The sequence below is a fragment of the Streptomyces sp. NPDC058375 genome, from assembly GCF_042723425.1.
Taxonomy (GTDB): domain Bacteria; phylum Actinomycetota; class Actinomycetes; order Streptomycetales; family Streptomycetaceae; genus Streptomyces; species Streptomyces durocortorensis.
Genome location: NZ_JBHXJG010000130.1, coordinates 1 through 20,547 on the forward strand (window position 1 = coordinate 1; position 20,547 = coordinate 20,547).

Below are 20,547 nucleotides of genomic sequence, written 5' to 3' on the forward strand. Positions count from 1 at the left end.
GTGTCAGGCCTGCTCGGCGTCCGCGTCGGCGGCCGGGGCCTCGACAGCGGCCTCGGCCTCGGCGACGGCCTCGGCCGGCTTCTCGGCGTCGGCGACCTTCTCGGTCTCGGCGGAGGACTGGACCTCGGCGGCAGCCGCGGACTCGTCCTTCTTGTCGCCCTCGAGCAGGTCGCGCTCCCACTCGGCCAGCGGCTCGCCGGCGGCCTTCTCGCCCGGCTTCGAGTCACCGGTGGCGGCACCGGAACGGGCGATGAGGCCCTCGGCGACGGCGTCGGCGATCACGCGGGTGAGCAGGGTGACGGAGCGGATCGCGTCGTCGTTGCCCGGGATCTTGTAGTCGACCTCGTCGGGGTCGCAGTTGGTGTCGAGGATCGCGACGACCGGGATGTGGAGCTTGCGCGCCTCACCGACGGCGATGTGCTCCTTCTTGGTGTCGACGATCCAGACGGCGCTGGGCACCTTCTGCATCTCGCGGATACCACCGAGGGTCTTCTCCAGCTTGGCCTTCTCGCGCGAGAGGACCAGGAGCTCCTTCTTGGTGAGGCCGGAGGCGGCCACGTCCTCGAAGTCGATGAGCTCGAGCTCCTTCAGACGCTGAAGGCGCTTGTAGACGGTGGAGAAGTTGGTGAGCATGCCACCGAGCCAACGCTGGTTGACGTACGGCATGCCGACGCGCGTCGCCTGCTCGGCGATGGCCTCCTGGGCCTGCTTCTTCGTACCCACGAACATGATGGAGCCGCCGTGGGCGACGGTCTCCTTGACGAACTCGTAGGCGCGGTCGATGTACGACAGCGACTGGAGCAGGTCGATGATGTAGATGCCGTTGCGCTCGGTGAAGATGAAGCGCTTCATCTTCGGGTTCCAGCGACGGGTCTGGTGACCGAAGTGGACGCCGCTTTCCAGCAGCTCCCGCATCGTGACGACGGCCATGGCCGTACTCCTTGAGGTACTCGGTTATCGCGACCGCAGGTTTGCGTTCGCGCCTGACGCCCCGACGCGCCGTGCCACGAGGGACCGAGGAGCGCGGCCACCTCCGCGAAGAGGGAGGTGGCGGGGCGTGCGAAGTCGACCCGGTGACCCGGATCGCCGTAAGAAGTGTACGGGACCGGTCGGGTGCCGGGTGACGGCGATGTCCACAACCGGCGAGTAGTCCACAGGAACGGTCCATGATCCCCGGAATCCCGGCCTCCGGGACATGGTGGCGGCATGCGCCATCAGCCCGGCCCACGCCGCTCCCCCATTCACCGACCCCTGCTGCCGCTCCTGCTTCTGGGGGTTCTGCTGTACGCGCTGCTCCCCGGCGACGCACCGCCCACGCCGGGAGGACCGTCGCTACGGGCCGGCGCCGTCGTTCCGACCGGCGCCGCGGCGTCCGCGCCCAAGGCTCCGGGTCCGGGTCCGGTCGCCGATGCCGACGCCGGCGCCCGGAGCTGGCCGCTGGCGGGGAGACCTTCGGTGTTACGGGGATGGGAGCCGCCCGCCGGTCCGTACGGGCCCGGCCACCGCGGCGTGGACCTGGCGGCGGGGCCGGACGCCCGGGTGCTTGCGGCCACCGATGGCCGGGTGTCGTTCGCGGGGCGGGTGGCGGGGCGCGGGGTGCTCGCCATCGAGGTGGCCGACAGCGGTTCGCCGCCGCTGCGCACCACGTACGAGCCGGTGCGGGCGCTGGTCGAGAAGGGCGCGAACGTGCGCGCGGGGCAGCCGGTCGGGGTGCTGGAGGAGGGGCCGTTCCACTGCGCGGCGGGCTGCCTGCACTGGGGGCTGCGGCGCGAGGACGCCTATCTGGACCCGCTCTCGCTGCTGCCGCCCGCACTGCTGCGAAGAGGCCCTTCGCGGCTGCTGCCGGTGTTCGGGGTACCGGAGCCGGGCCCGCAGGCGGAGGTCGAGGCGGAGGCGAACCTCAGAGGGTGGGGCCGGGTCAGCCGCTCACACCGCGCAGGACCATCGCGACGGCGGTGTCGGCGATGACGCCCGGCTCCTCCGCGACACCCAGTTCGATACGGCGCACGGCGGCGTCGACCGAACCCTGGAGGAGCATGGCCGCCAGCCTCGGCTGGGTGTGGCCCAGGTCGCCGAGCGCTTCGACGATCATGGCGATCAGCCCGCCGTGCGCGGCCCGGATCTTCTCCCGGGCGCCCGCGTCCAGCTCGCTCGCGGAGATCGCGACGACCGCGCGGTGACGGCGGTCCCCGACGAGGTCGAGCTGCCGCCGCACATACGCCTCGATCTTCGCCTCGGGCGTCTCGGCGCGCTGCATGGCGTTCTCGACCTCGGCCGCCCAGACGGGGAAGTCGACGGCGCACAGCTCCTCGACGACGGCGGCACGGGAGCGGAAGTACTCGTACACGGAGGACCGGGCGAGGCCCGTACGCTCGGCGAGGGCGGGGAAGGTCAGCGCCTCCGTACCGCCCTCGGACAGCAGGGAGCGCGCGGCGTCCAGGAGGGCGCCGCGCTGCATGGTCCGGTGCTCGGCCACGGAGGCCGCTCGAATCCTGGGCACGCATCCACTCTACGGCGGCAGGCGTGCGGAGGAAGGGCGCGGCCGCCGATCGGATGGCCGGAGAGCGTCGGCAAACGCCGGGGAGGGCCGGGAAGGGGGCTTCGCGAGAAGTCAGCGGCCGGCGTCGGCCAGCTTCGCCCGGAGCTGGAGCACGGACTTGGTGTGGATCTGGCTGACCCGGCTCTCGGTCACCCCGAGGACGTTGCCGATCTCCGCGAGGGTGAGGCCCTCGTAGTAGTAGAGGGTCACCACCGTCTTCTCACGGTCGGGGAGGGTGTTGATGGCCCGGGCGAGCAGTCTTCGCAGCTCACGGTCCTCGGCGACCTCCACCGGGTCGTCGGCGGCGGTGTCCTCCAGGGTGTCCATCAGGCTCAGCCGGTCGCCGCCCTCGCCGCCGACATGCAGCAACTCCTCCAGGGCGACCACGTTCGCCAGGGACAACTGGCTGAAAACCGCGTGCAGTTCCTCCAGCGCGATGCCCATCTCCGAGGCGACCTCGGCCTCCGAGGGCGTACGCCGGAACTGCGCCTCCAGCGTGGCGTACGCGCGCTCCACGTTGCGCGCCTTCTGCCGGACGGACCGGGGGATCCAGTCCAGGGCCCGGAGTTCGTCGATCATCGCGCCGCGGATCCTGGTGATCGCGTACGTCTCGAACTTGATGGCCCGTTCGATGTCGAACTTCTCGATGGCGTCGATCAGTCCGAAGACCCCGGAGGAGACGAAGTCGGCCTGCTCGACGTTGGAAGGCAGCCCCACGCTCACCCGGCCCGCGACGTACTTCACGAGCGGCGAGTAGTGCAGGATCAGCTGCTCCCGCAGCCGTTCGTCGCCCGTGGTCTTGTACGAACGCCACAACTCGTCGAGGGAGGAGGGAGCGGGAGGGCGCACAGTGCCACGCGCAACCGGTGGTACTGCCGCGCGGTCAGACCCGGAGGTGTGCTGGGGCATGTGGTGCCTTGAGCCGTTCTGCCGTGAAGTGCTGGGGGACTTTTGTCTGGGGCGGAATCCTTGTGAGCGTAGCGTGACTGTGGCGTCGCAGTCCGCGCAGGACGGGAGTTCCCTGCCGCGTGATCGCGTCTCGCCGTCCACGCCGCCCGCGCCTGCCGGAGGCCGGGCCCGTCGCCGTGGGCGCGGCTTCCGAACAGGTCACCGATCGATCGTGCGAGGTCATCGGCCTTACCTTTTCACCCGAATGCTCCAGGTCAAGTATCGCCTCGCCGCGCGTTGTCGTTGCGTACCGGAGGAGGCGTCAACCGCCAGCCGTCGCCTTCGCGTTCGACGAACCCCAGTGAGTGCAGTTCGTACAGTCGACCGAGCGTTTCGTCGGCGGAGGCCCCCGCGGTGCGGGCGAGGTCACGGGGATGGGTGACCCCGTGGTACGGGAGCGCGTCGAGGACCCGCGCGGTGACCGCGTCCAGGTGGTCCCTGGGCAGCACCGGACCCCGGCGGACCGGCGGGAGGTCGCCGATGTCCCCGACCAGCTCGACCACTTCGTCCGCGTCGGTGACGAGGACGCCCTCGCCGCGCAAGAGCTCATGCACCCCTGCCGAGAGCCCACTGGTGGCCGGCCCGGGCACCCCCATGGAGCAGCGGCCCAACCGTTGCGCCTGGCGGGCGGTGGCCAGCGAACCGCTGCGGTATTCGGCTTCGACCACGACCGTGCCCCTGGTCAGCGCGGCGATGACGCGGTTGCGCAGGATGAACCGGCTGCGGGTGGGGTGTGCGGACGGCGGCAACTCGGCGACGATGAGCCCCTGTTGGGCTATCCGCCCGAGCAACTCGGCGTGCCCGCGCGGGTAGGGGACGTCGACGCCGCAGGCCAGCACCGCCGTCGTGGCCCCGCCCGCGGCCAGCGCGCCGCGGTGGGCGGCGCCGTCCACACCGAACGCGGCCCCCGACACCACCACCCAGCCGCGCTCCGCGAGCCCGGAGCCGAGGGTCGCCGCCATATGCGCCCCGTACGGGGTGCAGGCCCTCGCGCCGACGACCGCGACCGAGCGCAGGGACCACAGCCGCAGGTCGGGCCGCCCCCGCACCCAGAGACCGACGGGCCGCGCGTCGCCCAGGTCGTCCAGCTGGCTCGGCCACTCCCGGTCCCCCGGGCAGACGAAGCGCCCGCCCACCGCGGCGACCGCGGCCAGATCCCGCCCCGGCTCGGCGGCGGCCGCCCGCAGCCGGTAGCCCCCGAGCCGCGCGGCGGTCATCCCCGGCAGCTTCTCGGCGGAGCCGTCCTCGACGGTGAGCCGCCGCATCAGCTCGACCGGCCCGGTGAGCCGCAACCACCGCCCGGCACGCTCGTCCCCCGGCTCCAGCACCCGCGTCAACGCGGCCCTGGCCACCCGCTCCGCCTCCCGGCCCGGGTCCTGGGCCCGTTCCAGGTCCGGAGCCCGTTCCAGGTCCAGGTCCCGCCAGTCACAGTCGCCACCCCGGCCGGGCCCGCGCTCCCGGTGCGGGCCGTGCTCCGGGCCCGGGCCGTGCTTTCGGTGCGGGCCGTGCTCCCGGTGCGGGCCGTGCTCCCGGTGCGGGCCGTGCTCCCGGTGCGGGCCGTGCTCCGGGCCCGGGCCGTGCTTTCGGTCCGGGCCAGAACCCAGCCCCCCGCCCGGCCCCGCCCCGTGCCCCCGCTCCCCCGTCGCCCCGGTCACCGCTCCCCCACCCCCATCGGCACCCCGCGCTGGATGCCCGTCCGCAGCTCCAGCGCGACCGCCACGTCCGAGGCGTCCGGGCGGTCGGCGCCCCGTAGGTCCGCCACGGTCCAGGCGACCCGCAGCACCCGGTCCAAGCCCCGGGCCGTGAGGATTCCGCGTTCCAGGTCCCGCTCCGCCGCCGCCAGCGCCCCCGGGGCCGCGAGCAGCCTGGTCCGTAGCTCGTGACCCGGCACCTCGCTGTTCGTGGCCCACGGGGTGCCGGCCAGCCGCTCGGCCGCCCGCGCCCTGGCGTCCCGCACCCGTGCGGCGACGACGGCCGTCGACTCGCCCCGGCTGCCCTGGCCCAGGAGGTCCGCTCGGTCGACCGGCTCCACCTCGACCCGCAGGTCCACCCGGTCGAGCAGCGGCCCGGACAGGCGCGCCTGGTAGCGGCGGACCACCGAGGGCGGGCACTCGCAGCCCGCGCCGGTGAGCGTGTGGCGGCCGCAGGGACACGGATTGGCCGCCAGCACCATCAGAAACCGGGCGGGCAGCCGCACCACTCCCGCCGCCCGCGCGACCACCACATGGCCCGACTCCAGCGGCTGGCGCAGCGCGTCCAGGGCCTTGCCCGAGAATTCGGGGGCCTCGTCGAGGAAGAGCACGCCTCGGTGAGCCAGCGAGACCGCGCCCGGCCTCGGCATCCCGTTCCCGCCGCCCACCAGGGACTGCATGGTCGCCGAGTGGTGCGGAGCGCAGTAGGGCGCCCGGGAGACGAGTGGTTCACCCGGGGGGAGGATGCCCGCCACGGAGTGGACCGCCGTCACTTCGAGGGATTCCTGCCGGGTCAGCGGCGGCAGGACGGCCGACAGCCGTTCGGCCAGCATGGTCTTGCCCGCCCCCGGCGGGCCGGTGAACAGCAGATGGTGTCCGCCGGCCGCGGCCACCTCCAGGGCCTGGCGCGGCCGTGGCTGCCCCGCGACGTCCGCCAGGTCCGGCCGGTGCACGTCGCCCCGCGCGGCGGCCGGCGCGAGTCCCGTACCGAGGCCGGTGCCGGGGATCACTAGTCCGGCCAGCATGGCGTCGGGGCGCCCCTGGCCGTCGACGGGCTCGTCGGGCACCGGCTCGTCGCACAGGACGGCGATGAGCTGGCGCAGGCTCCGGACGCCGAGGACCGAGACCCCCGGCACCAGGGCAGCCTCCCCGGCCGTCTGCTCGGGGACGACCACCTGTTCGTACCCCGCTTCGGCGGCCGCGAGGACGGCGGGCAGCACGCCCCGCACGGGACGGACCCGGCCGTCCAGACCCAGCTCGCCGATCATCACCACATCGGCGATCGCGGCGGGGTCGATCCGCTCCGCCGCGCCGAGGACCGCACAGGCGACTGCGAGGTCGAAGCCCGAACCGCTCTTGGGGACCGAGGCCGGGGAGAGTCCGACCGTGAGCTTCTTCTGCGGCCACTCGGCCCCGGAATTGACCACGGCGGCCCGCACCCGGTCCCGGCTCTCGACCAGGCTCTTGTCCGGCAGTCCGACCAGGGTGAAGGCCGCCACCCCCGGCTCCAGGTCCGCCTGGACCTCCACCACCACGCCCTCGACGCCGACCAGCGCCACGGAACACGCTCGCGCGAAGCCCATCAGGACACCCCCCGGGCGTGCTCCGTGACCGGGGCTCCGCGTCGGGGCACGATCACCCCGATCAGGTCGATACGGACCCCGCCGGGCGGTGACCCGCCGTGCCGGTCGAGCCAGATCTCGGCGAGCCGCCGCAGCCGGTCGGCCTTGACCGGGCCGACCGCCGCCATGGGGTGTTCAAAAGCGTCGGACCTGCGCGTCTTCACCTCGCAGAAGACCAGGGCGTCACCGTCCCTGGCCACGATGTCGATCTCTCCGGCGCGACAGCGCCAGTTGCGCTCGACCACCGTCATCCCGGCTTCGGCCAGCAGCCGCGCCGCCAGATCCTCGCCATACCGCCCGAGTGCCCCCCGTGCGTTCATATCGGCACCACCTCCGGCACCGACTGTGACCCGGCCCGCCGAAAGATGTGGATCTTGGTGGACAACTCCGCGGATGTGGAAAACCCGGCCACCCACACGGGTGACCGGGCTGCTCACTGCAACGCGCGGGGTCAGCCCCCCGGAAGTTCCAGATCGCTCTTGTTGAGCTCTTCGATGTTGACGTCCTTGAAGGTCAGCACGCGGACCTGCTTGACGAACCTCGCAGGCCGGTACATGTCCCAGACCCAGGCGTCCGCCATGGACACCTCGAAGAAAACCTCACCCTGGACGGAGTGCACCTGCATCTCGTAGTCGTTGGTGAGGTAGAAGCGCCGTTCGGTCTCGATCACATATTTGAACAGACCGACGACATCGCGGTACTCCCGGTAGAGCTTCAGCTCCATCTCGGTCTCGTACTTCTCGAGGTCCTCGGCGCTCATGGCATGTTTCCCCTTCAGCCGTGCGTGCCCCCATTGTGCGTCAGCCTCCGGCGCCCCTGAACGATTAGACGATTTCGGGGGCCAGAACCAGCGGATCACGCGGGGGGCCCTCGTCGAGGAGCGTGCGCAGCAGCTCGGCGAGTCTGGTCGGGTACACCGTCTCACGCGTCGCGAGCAGTTCGGCGGAAGTCCACCACCTCAGACCGGCGACGCTGCGCAGTTCCAGGTCGGTGAGGCCCTGCGGGGCCGTGGCGATCCGCGTCGTACGGGCCAGGTAGTACCACTCGTCCTGGTTCCAGCGGCGTCCGTCGAACGGGAAGGAGCAGATCCGGGTCCAGAGCAGCGGGCCCAGCTCGATCTCCGTGATCCCGGTCTCCTCGGCGAGCTCCCGGCGGGCCGCCTGCTCCCGGGTCTCGTCGCCCTCGAGGCCGCCGCCCGGGGTGAACCACCAGGTGTCCGCGTGGTCGTCCGGCTCATGGCCGTGCAGGAGCAGCACGCGGTCGTCGGGGTCCAGGAGGACCACGCGGGCGACCTTGCGGGCCACGGTGGTCACCGGGCCGCTCCGGCCGTCGTCCCGCGACGGCCCAGGCGCGCCGCCACGGGCCCGTACACCGCCCCGAAGAGGATCAGCACCACCCCCACCAGGATCGCGCCCAGCTGGAGCGGCAGGGGCCCGGCGGCGGACACCCCGCCGGGCAGCGCGGCGAACGAGGAGGGGCGGTCGATCATGCCGTCCATCGGCCAGGCCACCGCGTCCACCCGGGCCTGCACGGCGCTCAGCGGTACGGAGCCCTCGCCGGCGTCCTGGAGGTGGACCCGGGAGTCCAGGGAGGTGGCACGTTCGTCGCCGAGGAGGAAGATCTGGCCCCGGGGCACGGTGGCGGAGAAGTCCTGGGGCGAGGCGGGCGCCTTCCCGCTCGCGGCGGCCGAGCCGCGATCGAGGTACGGCTCGTCGACGGGGGTCCCGTTGACGGTGAGCCGGCCCTCCCGGTCGCAACAGGCGACCTTGTCGCCGCCGACCCCGACGACCCGCTTCACCATCGGTGTGGCGCCCCAGACCTGATCGGTGAAGACCACCACGTCACCGCGCCGGACGTCGGCTCCGTCTATCCGCTCGGCCAGCACCCGGTCGCCGGGGGTCACCGTGGGTGACATGGAGTCGGTCGGGATCGTGTACGGCTGGTAGACCACCGCCGCCCAGGCGAAACCGCCGAGGAAGAGCACACAGCCGACGGCCACGGCGAGGCCCGACACCATGGCGCCGAGCCGGCCGCGGCCGTCTTCCTTGCTTCCCGTACCGCTCATCCCAGCGCTCCCCCCGTCGGAGATCGACAATCGCTGATCCGAGTCGGCACCCTACCCGGCGGTACGCCCGGCGGTCAGCCTCCGGCGGCGCCACAACACGAGGGGCACCGCTCCGGCTACGCCCAGTGCCGCCGGCGCCATCGCGGCGGCCGCGTTCAGGCCGGGCTGGTCGAAGGTGTCGGGGACCGGAAGGGTCGACCAGCGGCCCAGCGGCCAGGCGACGACGACGGCGCGGCCGACGACCTCGTCGTTGGAGACCGTGCCCTGTCCCGGGAGCTCCTGGTGGTAGCGCGAGTCCAGGGAGTTCTGCCGGTGGTCGCCCATGACGAAGATCCGGCCGTCGGGCACCTTGATCGGCCCGAAGGGCTTGTCGTTGCACGGGGTGTTCCCGGGGAAGATGAACGACTTCTCGTCCAGGCTCTTCCCGTTGACCGTGACCGGGCCGTTCTCCTTGCACTCCACGGTGTCGCCGCCGACCGCGATGACCCGCTTGATCAGGTCCTTCTCCTCGGAGGACGGCATCAGGCCGATGAAGCTCAGGAACTTCTGCACCGCGTTGGGCTCCGGGGTCGCGGTGTCCTCCAGCCAGCCGCCCGGGTCGTGGAAGACCACGACCTCGCCGCGCTCCGGCTCCGAGCCGAACCACGGGGTCAGCTTGTCGACCAGCACCCGGTCGCCCCGCTGCAGGGTGTTCTGCATGGAGTCCGAGGGGATCGAGAACGCCTGGACCAGGAACGTCTTGATCAGCAGCGCCAGGATCAGGGCGATGCCGACGAGCAGCGGCAGCTCCAGCCAGAAGGAACGCTGCTTCTTGGGACGCCTGCCACCGTCGCCGCCCGGGTTGTCGCCGTCGCCGCCCGGGGGATGGCCCTCACCCTCCGGCGGGACCGCCGCCCCGCCCGCGGGAGACTCGTCGCGCTCCGGCCGGTCCTCGGGTTCGTCGTGTCCGGATCGTGCGCCGACCGCCAAATCCCCCACATCCACTCCTCAATACGTGCCACTGCCCGCGCCCCATCAGACGCAGGCCCACCACTCCCATAACGAGCGGGAGTTCCGCAGGGGTCGGGAGCCGGACCATTCCATCGCGATCCGGAGGTGCCACACTATTCGACGGGGCCGGAGCCGCTGCCTCCGCTGTGCGCGAGTCCGGGACCGCGGTGAAGGCGTCGCGTTCCTCAAGGGTGCTCCAGTGGCCGAACGGCCAGGCGATCACGACGGCCCGCCCCACGACCTCCTCCTCGGAGACCGTGCCCCGGTCGGGTTCGTCGAGGTGGAAGCGGGAGTCGGCGGAGTCGGACCGGTGGTCCCCCATCACGAAGAGCCGCCCCTCGGGGACCTTCACCTCGAACGAGATGGTCGAGGGCCGGTCGTCGGGGTGGAGGTACGTCTCGGCCAGCGGTACGCCGTTGACGGTGACCCGGCCGTCCTCGCCGCAGCACTTCACGGTGTCGCCGCCGACCGCGATGACCCGCTTGATCAGGTCCTGCTCGTCGTCGGACGGCAGCAGCCCGATGAAGGTCAGCAGCTCGGTGGCCTGCTTGACGCCGATCGGCGGGTCCTTCTTCTGCCCGGGGTTCTCCTGCTGGAGCCAGCCGCCGGGATCCTTGAAGACCACGACGTCGCCGCGCTGCGGCTTCGACCCGAACCACGGGGTCAGTTTGTCGACGAGCACCCGGTCGCCGATCCGGATGGTCTGTTCCATCGACCCGGACGGGATGACGAACGCCTGGACCAGGAACGTCTTCAGGACGAGCGCGATCAGCAGCGCCACGACGACGAGGACGGGTATCTCCTTCACCGCGGACCTGCGGCGCTTGCGTCGGACCTTCTTGGCGAGCTTGCGGCGCTCCGCCCGGGTGGGCAGCGAGCGCGGCGCGGTCGGCCTGGTCCCGGTCGGCAGGGACGCGCGGGGGTCGGACGCGCCGCGCGGGCGTCCGCGGTTACCCATGCGCCGCGCCGGGCGCCCGTACGTCACCGAAGGCGCCGGTCCCGGCCAGCGAGCCGACCCGGGCGGGCGGCCAGCCCAGCCAGTCCACCCGGCCGGTCACCCGCTCGACGGGGACCATCCCGCCGCCGGGCGATCCGAGGTGGTCCCGGGAGTCGCTGGAGCGGCTGCGGTGGTCGCCCATCATCCAGAGGGTGCCGACGGACACCACGATGTCGAAGGGCACCCGGGAAGCGGTGTCACCGGGGTACAGATACGGCTCGTCGACCACGGTGCCGTTGACCGCCAGCCTCCCCCGCGCGTCGCAGCAGACCACGCGGTCGCCGCCCACGCCCACCACCCGCTTCACGAAGTCCGTGTCGGCGGGCTCCGCGAGCCCCAGGGAGGCCGCCGCCCCGCGCACCAGCCCGGTCAGGGGGTTCGCGTCGAGGTCCTCCCGTACGAACGATCCCGTGCCGTCGAAGACCACCACGTCGCCGCGTCGGGGCTCGGCGCCGAAACGGTACGCCAGCTTGTTCACCAGCACCCGGTCACCGACCTGCAGCGTGGGCTCCATCGAGCGGCTGGGGATCAGGAAGGGCTGGACCACGTAGGAGCTGAACAGCAGCAGGGCGACGGTGGCCAGGACCGCCCCGGCGAGCACCCGCCGCCAGGACAGCGCGGAGGCGACGCGGGCCCGCGTACGCGAAAAGCGCGACCCCTCCCCGGATCCCGCGTCGGGTTCCGAGGAGCGGTCGCGCTCCGAGTGCTGTGCTTGCGTGTCCATCGCGGCCGAAGCTTATCCGGCCACGCTGTGAACGCGGGCGGCAGCTCAGTTGTCGCGCTTCTCCTTGATCTTCGCGGCCTTGCCGCGCAGCTCACGGAGGAAGTACAGCTTGGCGCGGCGGACGTCACCGCGGGTGACGAGCTCGATCTTCTCGAAGATCGGGCTGTGCACCGGGAAGGTCCGCTCGACGCCGACGGAGAAGGAGACCTTGCGGACCGTGAAGGTCTCGCTGACGCCCGAGCCCTGGCGGCGGATGACAACACCCTTGAACTGCTGGATACGGGAGCGGTTGCCCTCGATCACGCGCACGTGGACGTTGACGGTGTCACCGGGGCGGAACGCCGGGACGTCCGAACGGAGGGTGGCGGCGTTGACGCCATCGAGCAGGGAGGTCATGATTTCTGCTTTCTTCGCCGATGCCACAGGTCATCGACGGAATGTCGTTGAAGAGTTCGGAGTGCTGATCGCGTCGGGCGGGCGTCTTTCCCCCTGTGGCAGGGGCGCACACCGGACGTACAGCAGCGGCCTATTGTTCCACGGCGTTGGGCCTGCGCCAAAATCGGCCGCCGGGCTCCGGTGCGAAGCCGAGGATGGAGAGGATCTCGCGGTCCTTCTTGTCGAAGGCGCTCGCCTCGCACCGCTCGATCAGATCGGGGCGGTTGAGGGCGGTACGGGCGAAGGCCTGGTCCCGCCGCCAGCGCGCGATCTTCCCGTGATGGCCGCTGAGTAGGACGTCCGGGATGGACCGGCCGCGCCACTCCGGCGGCTTGGTGTAGACGGGGCCCTCCAGGAGGTTGGCCATCGCGCCCGGGGCGAAGGAGTCGTCCCGGTGGGACTCGGCGTTGCCGAGGACGCCGGGCAGCAGCCGGGCCACGGCCTCGGTGATCACCAGGACGGCCGCTTCCCCGCCGGCCAGTACGTAGTCCCCGATGGAGACCTCGACCACCCGTAGCCGGGTGGCGTACTCGTCGATCACCCGGCGGTCGATGCCCTCGTACCGCGCCGGAGTGAAGAGCAGCCAGGGCTCGGCGGAGAGTTCGACGGCGAGTTCCTGGGTGAACGGCCGCCCGCTGGGCGTGGGCACGACGAGTACCGGGGAGTGCGCCCCGGCCTCGTAGCCGTCGGCCAGGGACTCGTCCAGGGCGTCGCCCCAGGGCTCGGTCTTCATGACCATGCCGGGTCCGCCGCCGTAGGGGGTGTCGTCGACCGTGTTGTGCCGGTCGTACGTCCACTCCCGCAGGTCGTGGACGTGGACGTCCAGCACGCCACGGGCGCGGGCCTTGCCGACCAGGGAGACGTTCAGCGGTTCCAGGTACTCCGGGAAGATCGTGACGACGTCGAGCCGCATCAGGCGTCGCCCTTCGGCGCCTGGCCCGCGTCCCCGGAGGCAGCGTCCCCGGCGGCCGCATCGCCGGTCTCCTCGTCGCGGGAGGAGGCGATCACGGCCTCGCTCTCGTCGATCAGGCCGGGCGGCGGGGTGATGACCGCGCGCTGCTCCTCCAGGTCGATCTCGGTGACGATCTCCTCGACGAAGGGGATCATCACCTCGCTGCCGTCGGGGCGCTCCACGATGAACAGGTCCTGCGAGGGCAGGTGGGAGATCTCGGTGATCCGGCCGATCTCCGTGCCGTCGGCGAGGACGACGTCGAGGTCGATCAGCTGGTGGTCGTAGAACTCGTCCTCCTCCTCGGGCAGTTCCTCCGGGTCCACCTCGGCGATGAGCAGGGTGTTGCGCAGAGCTTCGGCGGCGGTGCGGTCGCGTACGCCCTCGAAGCGCAGCAGGAGCCTGCCGCTGTGGACCCGGCCCGTCTCGATTGTCAGCGGACCCGTCTCCGCCGGTTCGGTGGCCAGGACCGCGCCGGGTCCGAGCCGCAGTTCGGGCTCGTCCGTTCGTACCTCGACGGTGACCTCGCCCTTGATGCCGTGGGCGCGGCCGATCCGCGCGACTACCAACTGCACGCTGTTCTCCGATTGATGGGGTGCGGACGGGGAGGGGAACCGTCCGGGTGGCCGACGACAAAGGCCGGGGACGGCCCGAAGGCCCTCCCCGGCCCTGGCCGGTGTTCAACTCGCTGATCAGCGAACCTGGTCCACATCGACGAGGTCGACGCGGATACCGCGGCCGCCGATGGCACCCACGACCGTACGCAGAGCGCGAGCGGTGCGGCCGTTACGGCCGATGACCTTGCCGAGGTCGTCGGGGTGCACCCGGACCTCCAGCACGCGCCCGCGACGCAGGGTGCGCTCGGCAACCTGCACGTCGTCGGGGTTGTCGACGATGCCCTTCACGAGGTGCTCGAGAGCCTCCTCGAGCATGCTCAAGCCTCGGTCGACTCGGTGGACGCGGCAGCGTCAGCCGCCTCGTCCGCCTTCTTGTCGGACTTCTTGGCCTTGGGGGTGATGGCCTCACCCTTGGCCTCGTCGCCGTCCGAGGACAGCGCCTCGAACAGCGCGCGCTTGTCAGCCTTGGGCTCCGGCTGCAGCAGCGGCGCGGGGGCCGGGAGGCCCTTGTGGGCCTGCCAGTCACCGGTGAGCTTCAGGATCGCGAGAACCGGCTCGGTCGGCTGGGCGCCGACGGACAGCCAGTACTGCGCACGCTCCGAGTTGACCTCGATGCGCGAGGGGTTCTGCACCGGGTGGTACAGGCCGATCTCCTCGATGGCCCGGCCGTCACGGCGGGTACGGGAGTCGGCGACGACGATGCGGTAGTGAGGCGAACGGATCTTGCCCAGACGCTTCAGCTTGATCTTGACTGCCACGGAAGTGGTGTCTCCTGGTCTCTGACGTGGTTGGGCACAACTAGATGCCACGTGGGGTTGCGGTACTCGGAGTGCCCGATGGACGCGTCAGCCGGAGGAGAGAGGGGTCCTGTGCGGCTGTCGAGTACAGCTAGCCATTGTGCCACACGCCATCGGCTCACCCCACCGCGACCGCTTCCGGGATCCGGAACGGCTTGCCGCAGCCGCCGCAGACGATCGGCGCCTGCGCCAGGACCGACGGGACGACGCGGACGTTGCGTCCGCAGTCGCAGACGGCCTTGACCCGCACGCCGCCCCCGGAGGAACCGTGCCGGGCGGCAGGTCCGCGGAAGGAGCGCTTGGTGTCGGCGGCGGTGGCGACGGTGTGCGCCTTGAGGGCGCGCTGCAGCCGTTCGGTGGTCGGACGGTACCGGCGCTTGGCTTCCGGATTCAGCGTGACCAGCGAGAATCCGCTGCTGGGGTGGGGTTCCTCGGCATGATCGAGGCCCAGCTCCTCGGCGATCGCGAGGAAGCGTCGGTTGTGGTAGCGGCCGGCGCGGGAGGTGTCTCGGACTCCTCTCGCGGCGGCGATGCCGTGGACTGCCTCGTGGAGCAGTCGCTCGAAGGAGAGCTCGGCGCCACAGGCGGACGAGGACTCTCCGATCAGGGACTCGGGCGCGGCAAGATCGGGCAGCTCGGGGTGGTACCGCTGAATGTCGGCCCACGCCTGTGCCAGCTCTGCGGCAAGTACAGGTGGTGTCGTGCTCACGTCGTGACAACGAGCCCGAGTGCTCCGGTGTTCCTATTCCGGGGCATCCCAAATAATTTGCACGTACCAGTCAGTTGCCCTTGATGCGTCCGGACGAGGGCGGGTACGCAGAACTGCGGAGAAGGCGCACAGCTCGCACCAAGGTGGTGCACAGCGTGCGGTACGCCCGGCGGCTACGGATGTGAGGAGCGCGGGCGGCCCGCGCTCCTGACGAATCCGCCCGGAAGACTACCCTTCACCCCGCTCGACGTGCCCGGCGCGGGGTGTCGGGTAAGACTGGTCGGAGAGCAGACGTGGGACGGGGCGCACGACCGGGGCACGCAAGCACTGTTCCACAACCCCTGGACGGAACGGCGGATGCGCAGTTCTCTGGCTACGGGGGTGCGGAACACACGCACACGGGGGACGTCCACTCGGGCACGACCGACCTCTTGGCGGATTGGGGCACTTTCCATGACACCAACGCTCGTCCGGAACCAGCTGGGCGCGGACGCCTCCGCGCCGGCGGACGCCGGTACCCGCGCACGCGACTGGGCCGAGATCCAGGAACGCATGCTCGCGCCGCTCTACGAGGCGGTGTACGACCGGATGGAAGTGGGGGCCGCCACCCGGATGCTGTCCCTCGGCTGCGGTTCGGGCCTCGCGATGCTCGTCGCGGCGGCCCGGGGGGCGCACGTCACGGGTGTGGACTCCGACCGGGAGCGCCTGGCGCTGGCCCGGGCGCGGCTGCTGCCCGACGCCGGCTGGGACGACGCGCCCGCGCACTCCCCGCACCCGGCCCGTCGCCGGGCCCGGCTGCTGGAGGAAGGGCGGCCCGCGCCCGCCGGCGCGGACGGCGCTCCGTACAACCTGATCACGGTCTTCGAGCCGATCGGCTGCGCGGCCGGGGACTCCGAGGGGCTGGTGCCGGCGCTGCGGTCGGCCGTGCCGCTGGCCGTGCGGGGCGCCTCGGTGGTGCTGACGAGCTGGGGCCCGCCCGAGCGCTGCGCCACGGCGGCGGTGCTGCGGGTGGCCGCGCGGCTCGCGGAGTCCGCGCGTCCGCCCCGTACGGAACCGGGCAGGTGGCGGCCCACGCTCCGGGACGACCTGGAGGACGTGGCGGCGCGGGCCGGGCTGAAGCCGGACGGTTCGGGGCGGGTGTCCTGCCCGTTCGGGTACGCGGATGTGGGCAGCGCGGTGCGCGGGCTGCTGTCCACCGGCCTCTTCGACGCCGCCGTACGGGCCACGGACCGCTCCCAGGTGGAGAAGGAGGTCGCGGAGGCCCTGCATCCGTACCGGCGGGAGGACGGCACGGTGTGGATGCCGAACGTCTTCCGCTATCTGGTCTGCGTGACCTGAGCGAGCCCTCCTCAGGACATACGTAAGGGGCGCCCTCTCTCAAGGGCGCCCCTTACGCGTGCTGCTCGGGTCTCGTTACATGAACTTCTTGAACTCGTCCGGCAGCTCGAAGTTCTTGTCCTCCTGGGCGGGCAGGCCGAACGCGCCGCCCTGGGCCGCCTGCTCGCGGCGCTCCGCGGCGGCGGCCTCCTCGGCCTTGCGCTTCATGGGGTTGCCGCTCTTGCGCTTGCCCTTGGCCTGCTTGACCTGCTTCTTCTGACGGCCGGGGCCGCCGCCCATGCCGGGCATCCCCGGCATCCCGGGCATCCCGCCGCCCTGGGCCATCTTCGACATCATCTTGCGGGCCTCGAAGAAGCGCTCCACCAGGCTCTTGACCGCGGAGACCTCGACGCCCGAGCCCTTGGCGATACGGGCCCGGCGCGAACCGTTGATGAGCGTCGGCTCGGCGCGCTCCTTGGGGGTCATCGACTTGATGATCGCGGCGGTGCGGTCGATGTCGCGCTCGTCGATGTTGTTGATCTGGTCCTTGATCTGCCCCATGCCGGGCAGCATTCCGAGCAGCTTGGAGATGGAGCCCATCTTGCGGACCTGCTCCATCTGGGCCAGGAAGTCGTCGAGGGTGAAGTCCTTCCCACCCTTGCTCGACTGGAGCTTCGAGGCCATTTTGGCGGCCTCTTCCTGGCTGAACGTCTTCTCCGCCTGCTCGATCAGGGTGAGCAGGTCACCCATGTCGAGGATGCGGGAGGCCATCCGGTCCGGGTGGAACGCGTCGAAGTCCTCCAGCTTCTCGCCGTTCGACGCGAACATGACCTGCTTGCCCGTGACGTGGGCGATCGACAGGGCCGCGCCACCGCGGGCGTCGCCGTCGAGCTTGGAGAGCACCACGCCGTCGAAGCCGACGCCGTCGCGGAAGGCCTCGGCGGTGTTGACCGCGTCCTGGCCGATCATCGCGTCGACGACGAAGAGGATCTCGTCGGGGCTGACGGCGTCGCGGATGTCCGCGGCCTGCTGCATCAGCTCCTGGTCGATGCCGAGGCGGCCGGCGGTGTCGACGATGACGATGTCGTGGACCTTGGCCTTGGCGAACTCGATGGAGTCCTTGGCGACCTGGACCGGGTCGCCGACGCCGTTGCCCGGCTCGGGGGCGTACACCGCGACGCCGGCGCGCTCGGCGACGACGCTCAGCTGGTTGACGGCGTTGGGGCGCTGGAGGTCACACGCGACGAGCAGCGGGGAGTGGCCCTGGCCCTTGAGCCAGAGGCCGAGCTTTCCGGCGAGCGTCGTCTTACCGGCGCCCTGGAGGCCGGCGAGCATGATCACGGTGGGCGCGGTCTTGGCGAACCGCAGCCGCCGGGTCTCGCCGCCGAGGATGGAGACGAGCTCCTCGTTGACGATCTTGACGACCTGCTGGGCGGGGTTCAGCGCCTGGGAGACCTCGACGCCGCGCGCCCGCTCCTTGACGTTGGCGATGAAGGCCCGGACCACGGGCAGGGCGACGTCGGCTTCCAGCAGGGCGATACGGATCTCGCGTGCCGTGGCGTCGATGTCCGCCTCGGACAAGCGGCCCTTGCCCCTGAGGTTCTTGAAAGTCGCGCTAAGGCGGTCGGAGAGAGTATCGAACACGGCGCTCGTCGGTCCTCAGGGTCGGGGTCGGGGGCTGGTCAATCGCCCTCCAGGGTATCGGTCCCCCGGAGAACACCAAGCCCTCGCCCGGATACGGAGCCGGGCGAGGGCTTCGGCGAAGTGTCCTGCGGGTCAGCCGAGGGCCTTCTCGACCTCCCGGGCGACCTCGGCGGCCCGGGCCGGGGAGAGCGGTTCGTCGTCGGTCCCGGTGACGTAGAAGGCGTCCACGGCGTTGGCGCCGAGGGTGGAGACATGGGCGCTCAGCACCCGTACGGCACTCCCTTCCAGGGCGTTGCCGATGCGGTGCAGCAGGCCCGGGGCGTCCTGGGCGCGGACCTCGATGACGGTGGCGCGCCGGGAGCCCGCGGCGGCCACGGTGACCCGGGGCGGCGGGGCCTTGACGCCTCGCCTGCGCGGATAGGCGGCCTCGCGCTCGGCGAGGCGGGCCCGGATGTCCAGGGATCCGTCCAGGGCGCGTACGAGGTCGGCGCGCAGGCGGGCGGCCTGCGGGAGGGAGCCGTACTCGGCGGCGACCCGCCAGCTGAGCAGCAGCAGGTCCGCCTTCTCCCCCACCTCGTTGGGCAGCTCCACCGCGCGCAGGTCGGCGGCGCGCACGGTGAGGCGGTGCAGGGCGAGGACTCCGGCGGCGGCGGGCAGGACGCCGGGGCGGTCGGGCAGGGCGATGAGGAGTTCGACGCCGACGGGTTCCACTTCGCCGTCGCCGGCGGGCTCCTCGGGCTGGGTGTGCAGGGCGAGGACGGGTTCGCCGGTGCGCAGGGCCTCGATGGTGAGGCGTTCCTGCTCGGCGCTGGGCGCCTCTTCCTCGGGCTCCTCGGGGAGCTCCCCGGCGAGCACGGCTTGGACCCGTTTGACCAGGTCGGCGACGAGGGAGGCCCGCCAGGCGGACCAGGCGGCGGGGCCGGTGGCGAGCGCGTCGGCCTCGGTGAGGGCGTGCAGCAGCTCCAGGGTGGAGGCGGTGGAGACGGCGGCGGCGACCGACTGCACGGTGGCGGGGTCGTCGAGGTCGCGCCGGGTGGCGGTGTCGACGAGCAGCAGATGGTGGCGTACGAGGGTGGCGATGACGCCCACGTCGTGCTTGTCGAAGCCGATCCGGGTGGCCATGTCCCGGGCGATGACCTCACCGGCCACCGAGTGGTCGCCGGGCCAGCCCTTGCCGATGTCGTGCAGGAGGGCCGCGACCAGGAGGAGGTCGGGGCGGTGGACGCGGCGGGTGAGGGAGGCGGCGCGGACGGCGGTCTCCACGAGGTGCCGGTCGACGGTCCAGGTGTGGACGGGGTTGCGCTGGGGGCGGCAGTGGACGCGTTCCCAGTCGGGCAGCAGCCGGGTGATGATCCCTTCCGCTTCGAGCGCCTCCCAGACGCCGACGGTGGCCTCCCCCGCGCCGAGCAGGGTGACGAGTTCCTCGCGGGCCTCGGGGGGCCACGGGACCGGCAGCGGCTGTGCGGTGGTCGCCAGGTGGCGTACGAGGTGGCGGGAGAGCGGGAGCCCGGCCTCGGCGGCGGCCGCGGCGGCGCGCAGGGTGAGGACCGGGTCGCGTTCGGGGCGGGCGGCGCGGGCGAGGACCACTTCGCCGTCCGCGTCCACCACACCGTCGGCGAGCGGGGTGCGCTCGGGGGCGGGCTTGGAGCCGAGGCCGCCGCTGAGCATGGCGCGCAGCTTCGGGCGGACCGAGCGGGCGCGCAGGACCCGGTTGACCTCGCGCCAGGTGACGTCGGTGGCGTACGAGACCGTCCGCGCGGCCTCGTAGACCTGGCGCAGCAGGGTGTCGGCGTCGAGGAGGCCGAGGGCCTGGGCGACCTGGTCCTGTTCCTGGAGGGCGAGCCGGTCGGTGGCGCGCCCGGTGGTGAGGTGGAGGGCGTCGCGAGCGTCGAGGAGGGTGCGGCGGGCCCGGTCGAGCCCTTCGCGCGGGGCGTCGGCGACCCAGGAGGCGGCGACCGCGCGCAGGGCGGTGGCGTCGCGGAGGCCGCCGCGAGCCTCCTTCAGGTCGGGTTCCAGGAGGAACTGGAGCTCGCCCATCCGCTCCGCGCGTTCCTGGCACAGCTCGTGGAGGGCGGGGAGGCGCCCCGGGGCCTGGTTGCGCCAGTCGGCGAGGATCGCGGTGCGCAGCGAGGCGACGAGGCCGAGATCGCCTGTGACCGGGCGGGCGTCCAGCAGGCCGAGCTGGACCTTGAGGTCCTCGCCCGCCGTCTTCCGGGCCTCGCCGGGAGTGCGTACGGAGTGGTCGAGGGCCAGGCCCAGGTCCCAGACGGGGTACCAGATGGCGTCGGCGAGGGCGGCGAGGGCCGCCGCGTCGGCGCTGCCGTCGTGGAGGAGGAGCAGGTCGAGGTCGCTGCGCGGGGACAGCTCGCCGCGGCCGTAGCCTCCGACGGCGACGAGGGCGGCGCCGCGCACCCCGGTGCGGGTCGCGGCGGCGGTGAACAGGCCGGTGAGCCAGTCGTCGGTGAGGCGGGCGAGGGCCGCACGGCGCGGCGGCCCGGACCCC

General features: G+C 72.1%; 22 protein-coding genes. 2 read left to right on the forward strand and 20 right to left on the reverse strand.

What is annotated here, in order from left to right; translation table 11 throughout:
- Positions 1-3: 3 nt before the first annotated feature.
- The gene (rpsB, locus tag ACFWM7_RS20990; RefSeq protein WP_383262801.1) at positions 4-930 is read right to left on the reverse strand and encodes a 30S ribosomal protein S2; all 927 of its coding nucleotides are present in this window, start codon (positions 928-930) and stop codon (positions 4-6) included.
- Between the two features lie 276 nt (positions 931-1,206).
- Between rpsB and ACFWM7_RS20995 the strand changes: the two genes are divergently transcribed.
- Positions 1,207-1,968, forward strand: a complete 762-nt coding sequence (locus ACFWM7_RS20995) for a murein hydrolase activator EnvC family protein (protein WP_383262802.1) — start codon at positions 1,207-1,209, stop codon at positions 1,966-1,968.
- On the opposite strand, the gene ACFWM7_RS21000 is transcribed toward ACFWM7_RS20995, so the two are convergent.
- From ACFWM7_RS21000 to ACFWM7_RS21080, 17 genes are all read right to left on the reverse strand, one after another.
- The gene (locus ACFWM7_RS21000) at positions 1,919-2,476 is read right to left on the reverse strand and encodes a TetR/AcrR family transcriptional regulator (protein WP_029182420.1); all 558 of its coding nucleotides are present in this window, start codon (positions 2,474-2,476) and stop codon (positions 1,919-1,921) included. The genes ACFWM7_RS20995 and ACFWM7_RS21000 overlap by 50 nt on opposite strands.
- 135 nt (positions 2,477-2,611) lie before the next feature.
- Complete coding sequence (gene whiG / locus ACFWM7_RS21005; protein WP_205080768.1) at positions 2,612-3,448, reverse strand: RNA polymerase sigma factor WhiG; 837 nt, start codon at positions 3,446-3,448, stop codon at positions 2,612-2,614.
- A gap of 254 nt (positions 3,449-3,702) precedes the next feature.
- The gene (gene dprA, locus ACFWM7_RS21010) at positions 3,703-4,815 is read right to left on the reverse strand and encodes a DNA-processing protein DprA (protein WP_383262828.1); all 1,113 of its coding nucleotides are present in this window, start codon (positions 4,813-4,815) and stop codon (positions 3,703-3,705) included.
- A gap of 323 nt (positions 4,816-5,138) precedes the next feature.
- Positions 5,139-6,761, reverse strand: a complete 1,623-nt coding sequence (locus ACFWM7_RS21015) for a YifB family Mg chelatase-like AAA ATPase (protein WP_383262804.1) — start codon at positions 6,759-6,761, stop codon at positions 5,139-5,141.
- Positions 6,761-7,120: a YraN family protein gene (locus ACFWM7_RS21020; protein ID WP_383262806.1), complete on the reverse strand. Its 360-nt coding sequence runs from the start codon at positions 7,118-7,120 to the stop codon at positions 6,761-6,763. Before ACFWM7_RS21020 ends, ACFWM7_RS21015 begins: the two co-directional genes overlap by 1 nt.
- A 131-nt stretch (positions 7,121-7,251) precedes the next feature.
- Positions 7,252-7,560: a DUF2469 domain-containing protein gene (locus ACFWM7_RS21025; RefSeq protein ID WP_003965949.1), complete on the reverse strand. Its 309-nt coding sequence runs from the start codon at positions 7,558-7,560 to the stop codon at positions 7,252-7,254.
- A gap of 64 nt (positions 7,561-7,624) precedes the next feature.
- On the reverse strand, positions 7,625-8,113 hold the full coding sequence (locus ACFWM7_RS21030; RefSeq protein ID WP_383262807.1) for an NUDIX hydrolase: 489 nt from the start codon (positions 8,111-8,113) through the stop codon (positions 7,625-7,627).
- Positions 8,110-8,865, reverse strand: coding sequence for a signal peptidase I (gene lepB, locus ACFWM7_RS21035; RefSeq protein WP_383262808.1), 756 nt, complete (start codon positions 8,863-8,865; stop codon positions 8,110-8,112). Before lepB (ACFWM7_RS21035) ends, ACFWM7_RS21030 begins: the two co-directional genes overlap by 4 nt.
- A gap of 51 nt (positions 8,866-8,916) precedes the next feature.
- Positions 8,917-9,834, reverse strand: coding sequence for a signal peptidase I (gene lepB, locus ACFWM7_RS21040; RefSeq protein ID WP_383262831.1), 918 nt, complete (start codon positions 9,832-9,834; stop codon positions 8,917-8,919).
- A complete protein-coding gene (gene lepB, locus ACFWM7_RS21045; RefSeq protein ID WP_383262810.1) occupies positions 9,737-10,813 on the reverse strand; it encodes a signal peptidase I in 1,077 nt (358 codons plus the stop codon). Before lepB (ACFWM7_RS21045) ends, lepB (ACFWM7_RS21040) begins: the two co-directional genes overlap by 98 nt.
- Positions 10,806-11,576, reverse strand: coding sequence for a signal peptidase I (gene lepB, locus ACFWM7_RS21050; RefSeq protein ID WP_383262812.1), 771 nt, complete (start codon positions 11,574-11,576; stop codon positions 10,806-10,808). Before lepB (ACFWM7_RS21050) ends, lepB (ACFWM7_RS21045) begins: the two co-directional genes overlap by 8 nt.
- Before the next feature lie 45 nt (positions 11,577-11,621).
- Complete coding sequence (gene rplS / locus ACFWM7_RS21055) at positions 11,622-11,972, reverse strand: 50S ribosomal protein L19 (RefSeq protein ID WP_050358593.1); 351 nt, start codon at positions 11,970-11,972, stop codon at positions 11,622-11,624.
- 130 nt (positions 11,973-12,102) lie between these two features.
- Positions 12,103-12,924 carry a tRNA (guanosine(37)-N1)-methyltransferase TrmD gene (gene trmD / locus ACFWM7_RS21060; RefSeq protein WP_383262815.1) on the reverse strand — a complete coding sequence of 274 codons (822 nt, stop codon included), beginning with the start codon at positions 12,922-12,924 and terminating at the stop codon, positions 12,103-12,105.
- Complete coding sequence (gene rimM / locus ACFWM7_RS21065) at positions 12,924-13,535, reverse strand: ribosome maturation factor RimM (protein ID WP_383262816.1); 612 nt, start codon at positions 13,533-13,535, stop codon at positions 12,924-12,926. The genes trmD and rimM overlap by 1 nt, the downstream gene beginning before the upstream one ends.
- Before the next feature lie 117 nt (positions 13,536-13,652).
- The gene (locus ACFWM7_RS21070) at positions 13,653-13,892 is read right to left on the reverse strand and encodes an RNA-binding protein (protein ID WP_003965959.1); all 240 of its coding nucleotides are present in this window, start codon (positions 13,890-13,892) and stop codon (positions 13,653-13,655) included.
- Positions 13,893-13,894: 2 nt separating this feature from the next.
- Positions 13,895-14,335, reverse strand: a complete 441-nt coding sequence (gene rpsP / locus ACFWM7_RS21075; protein WP_205080790.1) for a 30S ribosomal protein S16 — start codon at positions 14,333-14,335, stop codon at positions 13,895-13,897.
- A gap of 157 nt (positions 14,336-14,492) precedes the next feature.
- Complete coding sequence (locus tag ACFWM7_RS21080) at positions 14,493-15,083, reverse strand: hypothetical protein (RefSeq protein ID WP_030587823.1); 591 nt, start codon at positions 15,081-15,083, stop codon at positions 14,493-14,495.
- A gap of 453 nt (positions 15,084-15,536) precedes the next feature.
- Here ACFWM7_RS21080 and ACFWM7_RS21085 point away from each other — a divergent pair, with 453 nt between their 5' ends.
- Complete coding sequence (locus tag ACFWM7_RS21085; protein ID WP_383262819.1) at positions 15,537-16,421, forward strand: methyltransferase domain-containing protein; 885 nt, start codon at positions 15,537-15,539, stop codon at positions 16,419-16,421.
- 75 nt (positions 16,422-16,496) lie between these two features.
- Here the strand turns inward: ACFWM7_RS21085 and ffh are convergent, their stop codons facing one another.
- The gene (ffh, locus tag ACFWM7_RS21090) at positions 16,497-18,044 is read right to left on the reverse strand and encodes a signal recognition particle protein (RefSeq protein ID WP_383262821.1); all 1,548 of its coding nucleotides are present in this window, start codon (positions 18,042-18,044) and stop codon (positions 16,497-16,499) included.
- Positions 18,045-18,176: 132 nt separating this feature from the next.
- Positions 18,177-20,547: [protein-PII] uridylyltransferase (locus ACFWM7_RS21095; protein WP_383262822.1), on the reverse strand; the 2,371-nt coding region annotated here is incomplete at its 5' end.

Coding starts and splice junctions, on each gene's coding strand:
- ACFWM7_RS21070 (WP_003965959.1), bottom strand. CDS start 13,892: ATGCTCGAGGAGGCTCTCGAGCACCTCGTGAAGGGCATCGTCGACAAC.
- lepB (WP_383262810.1), bottom strand. CDS start 10,813: ATGGGTAACCGCGGACGCCCGCGCGGCGCGTCCGACCCCCGCGCGTCC.
- ACFWM7_RS20995 (WP_383262802.1), top strand. CDS start 1,207: ATGCGCCATCAGCCCGGCCCACGCCGCTCCCCCATTCACCGACCCCTG.
- whiG (WP_205080768.1), bottom strand. CDS start 3,448: ATGCCCCAGCACACCTCCGGGTCTGACCGCGCGGCAGTACCACCGGTT.
- rplS (WP_050358593.1), bottom strand. CDS start 11,972: ATGACCTCCCTGCTCGATGGCGTCAACGCCGCCACCCTCCGTTCGGAC.
- ACFWM7_RS21085 (WP_383262819.1), top strand. CDS start 15,537: ATGACACCAACGCTCGTCCGGAACCAGCTGGGCGCGGACGCCTCCGCG.
- lepB (WP_383262808.1), bottom strand. CDS start 8,865: ATGAGCGGTACGGGAAGCAAGGAAGACGGCCGCGGCCGGCTCGGCGCC.
- ACFWM7_RS21020 (WP_383262806.1), bottom strand. CDS start 7,120: ATGAACGCACGGGGGGCACTCGGGCGGTATGGCGAGGATCTGGCGGCG.
- trmD (WP_383262815.1), bottom strand. CDS start 12,924: ATGCGGCTCGACGTCGTCACGATCTTCCCGGAGTACCTGGAACCGCTG.
- rpsB (WP_383262801.1), bottom strand. CDS start 930: ATGGCCGTCGTCACGATGCGGGAGCTGCTGGAAAGCGGCGTCCACTTC.
- lepB (WP_383262812.1), bottom strand. CDS start 11,576: ATGGACACGCAAGCACAGCACTCGGAGCGCGACCGCTCCTCGGAACCC.
- ACFWM7_RS21015 (WP_383262804.1), bottom strand. CDS start 6,761: ATGGGCTTCGCGCGAGCGTGTTCCGTGGCGCTGGTCGGCGTCGAGGGC.
- ACFWM7_RS21025 (WP_003965949.1), bottom strand. CDS start 7,560: ATGAGCGCCGAGGACCTCGAGAAGTACGAGACCGAGATGGAGCTGAAG.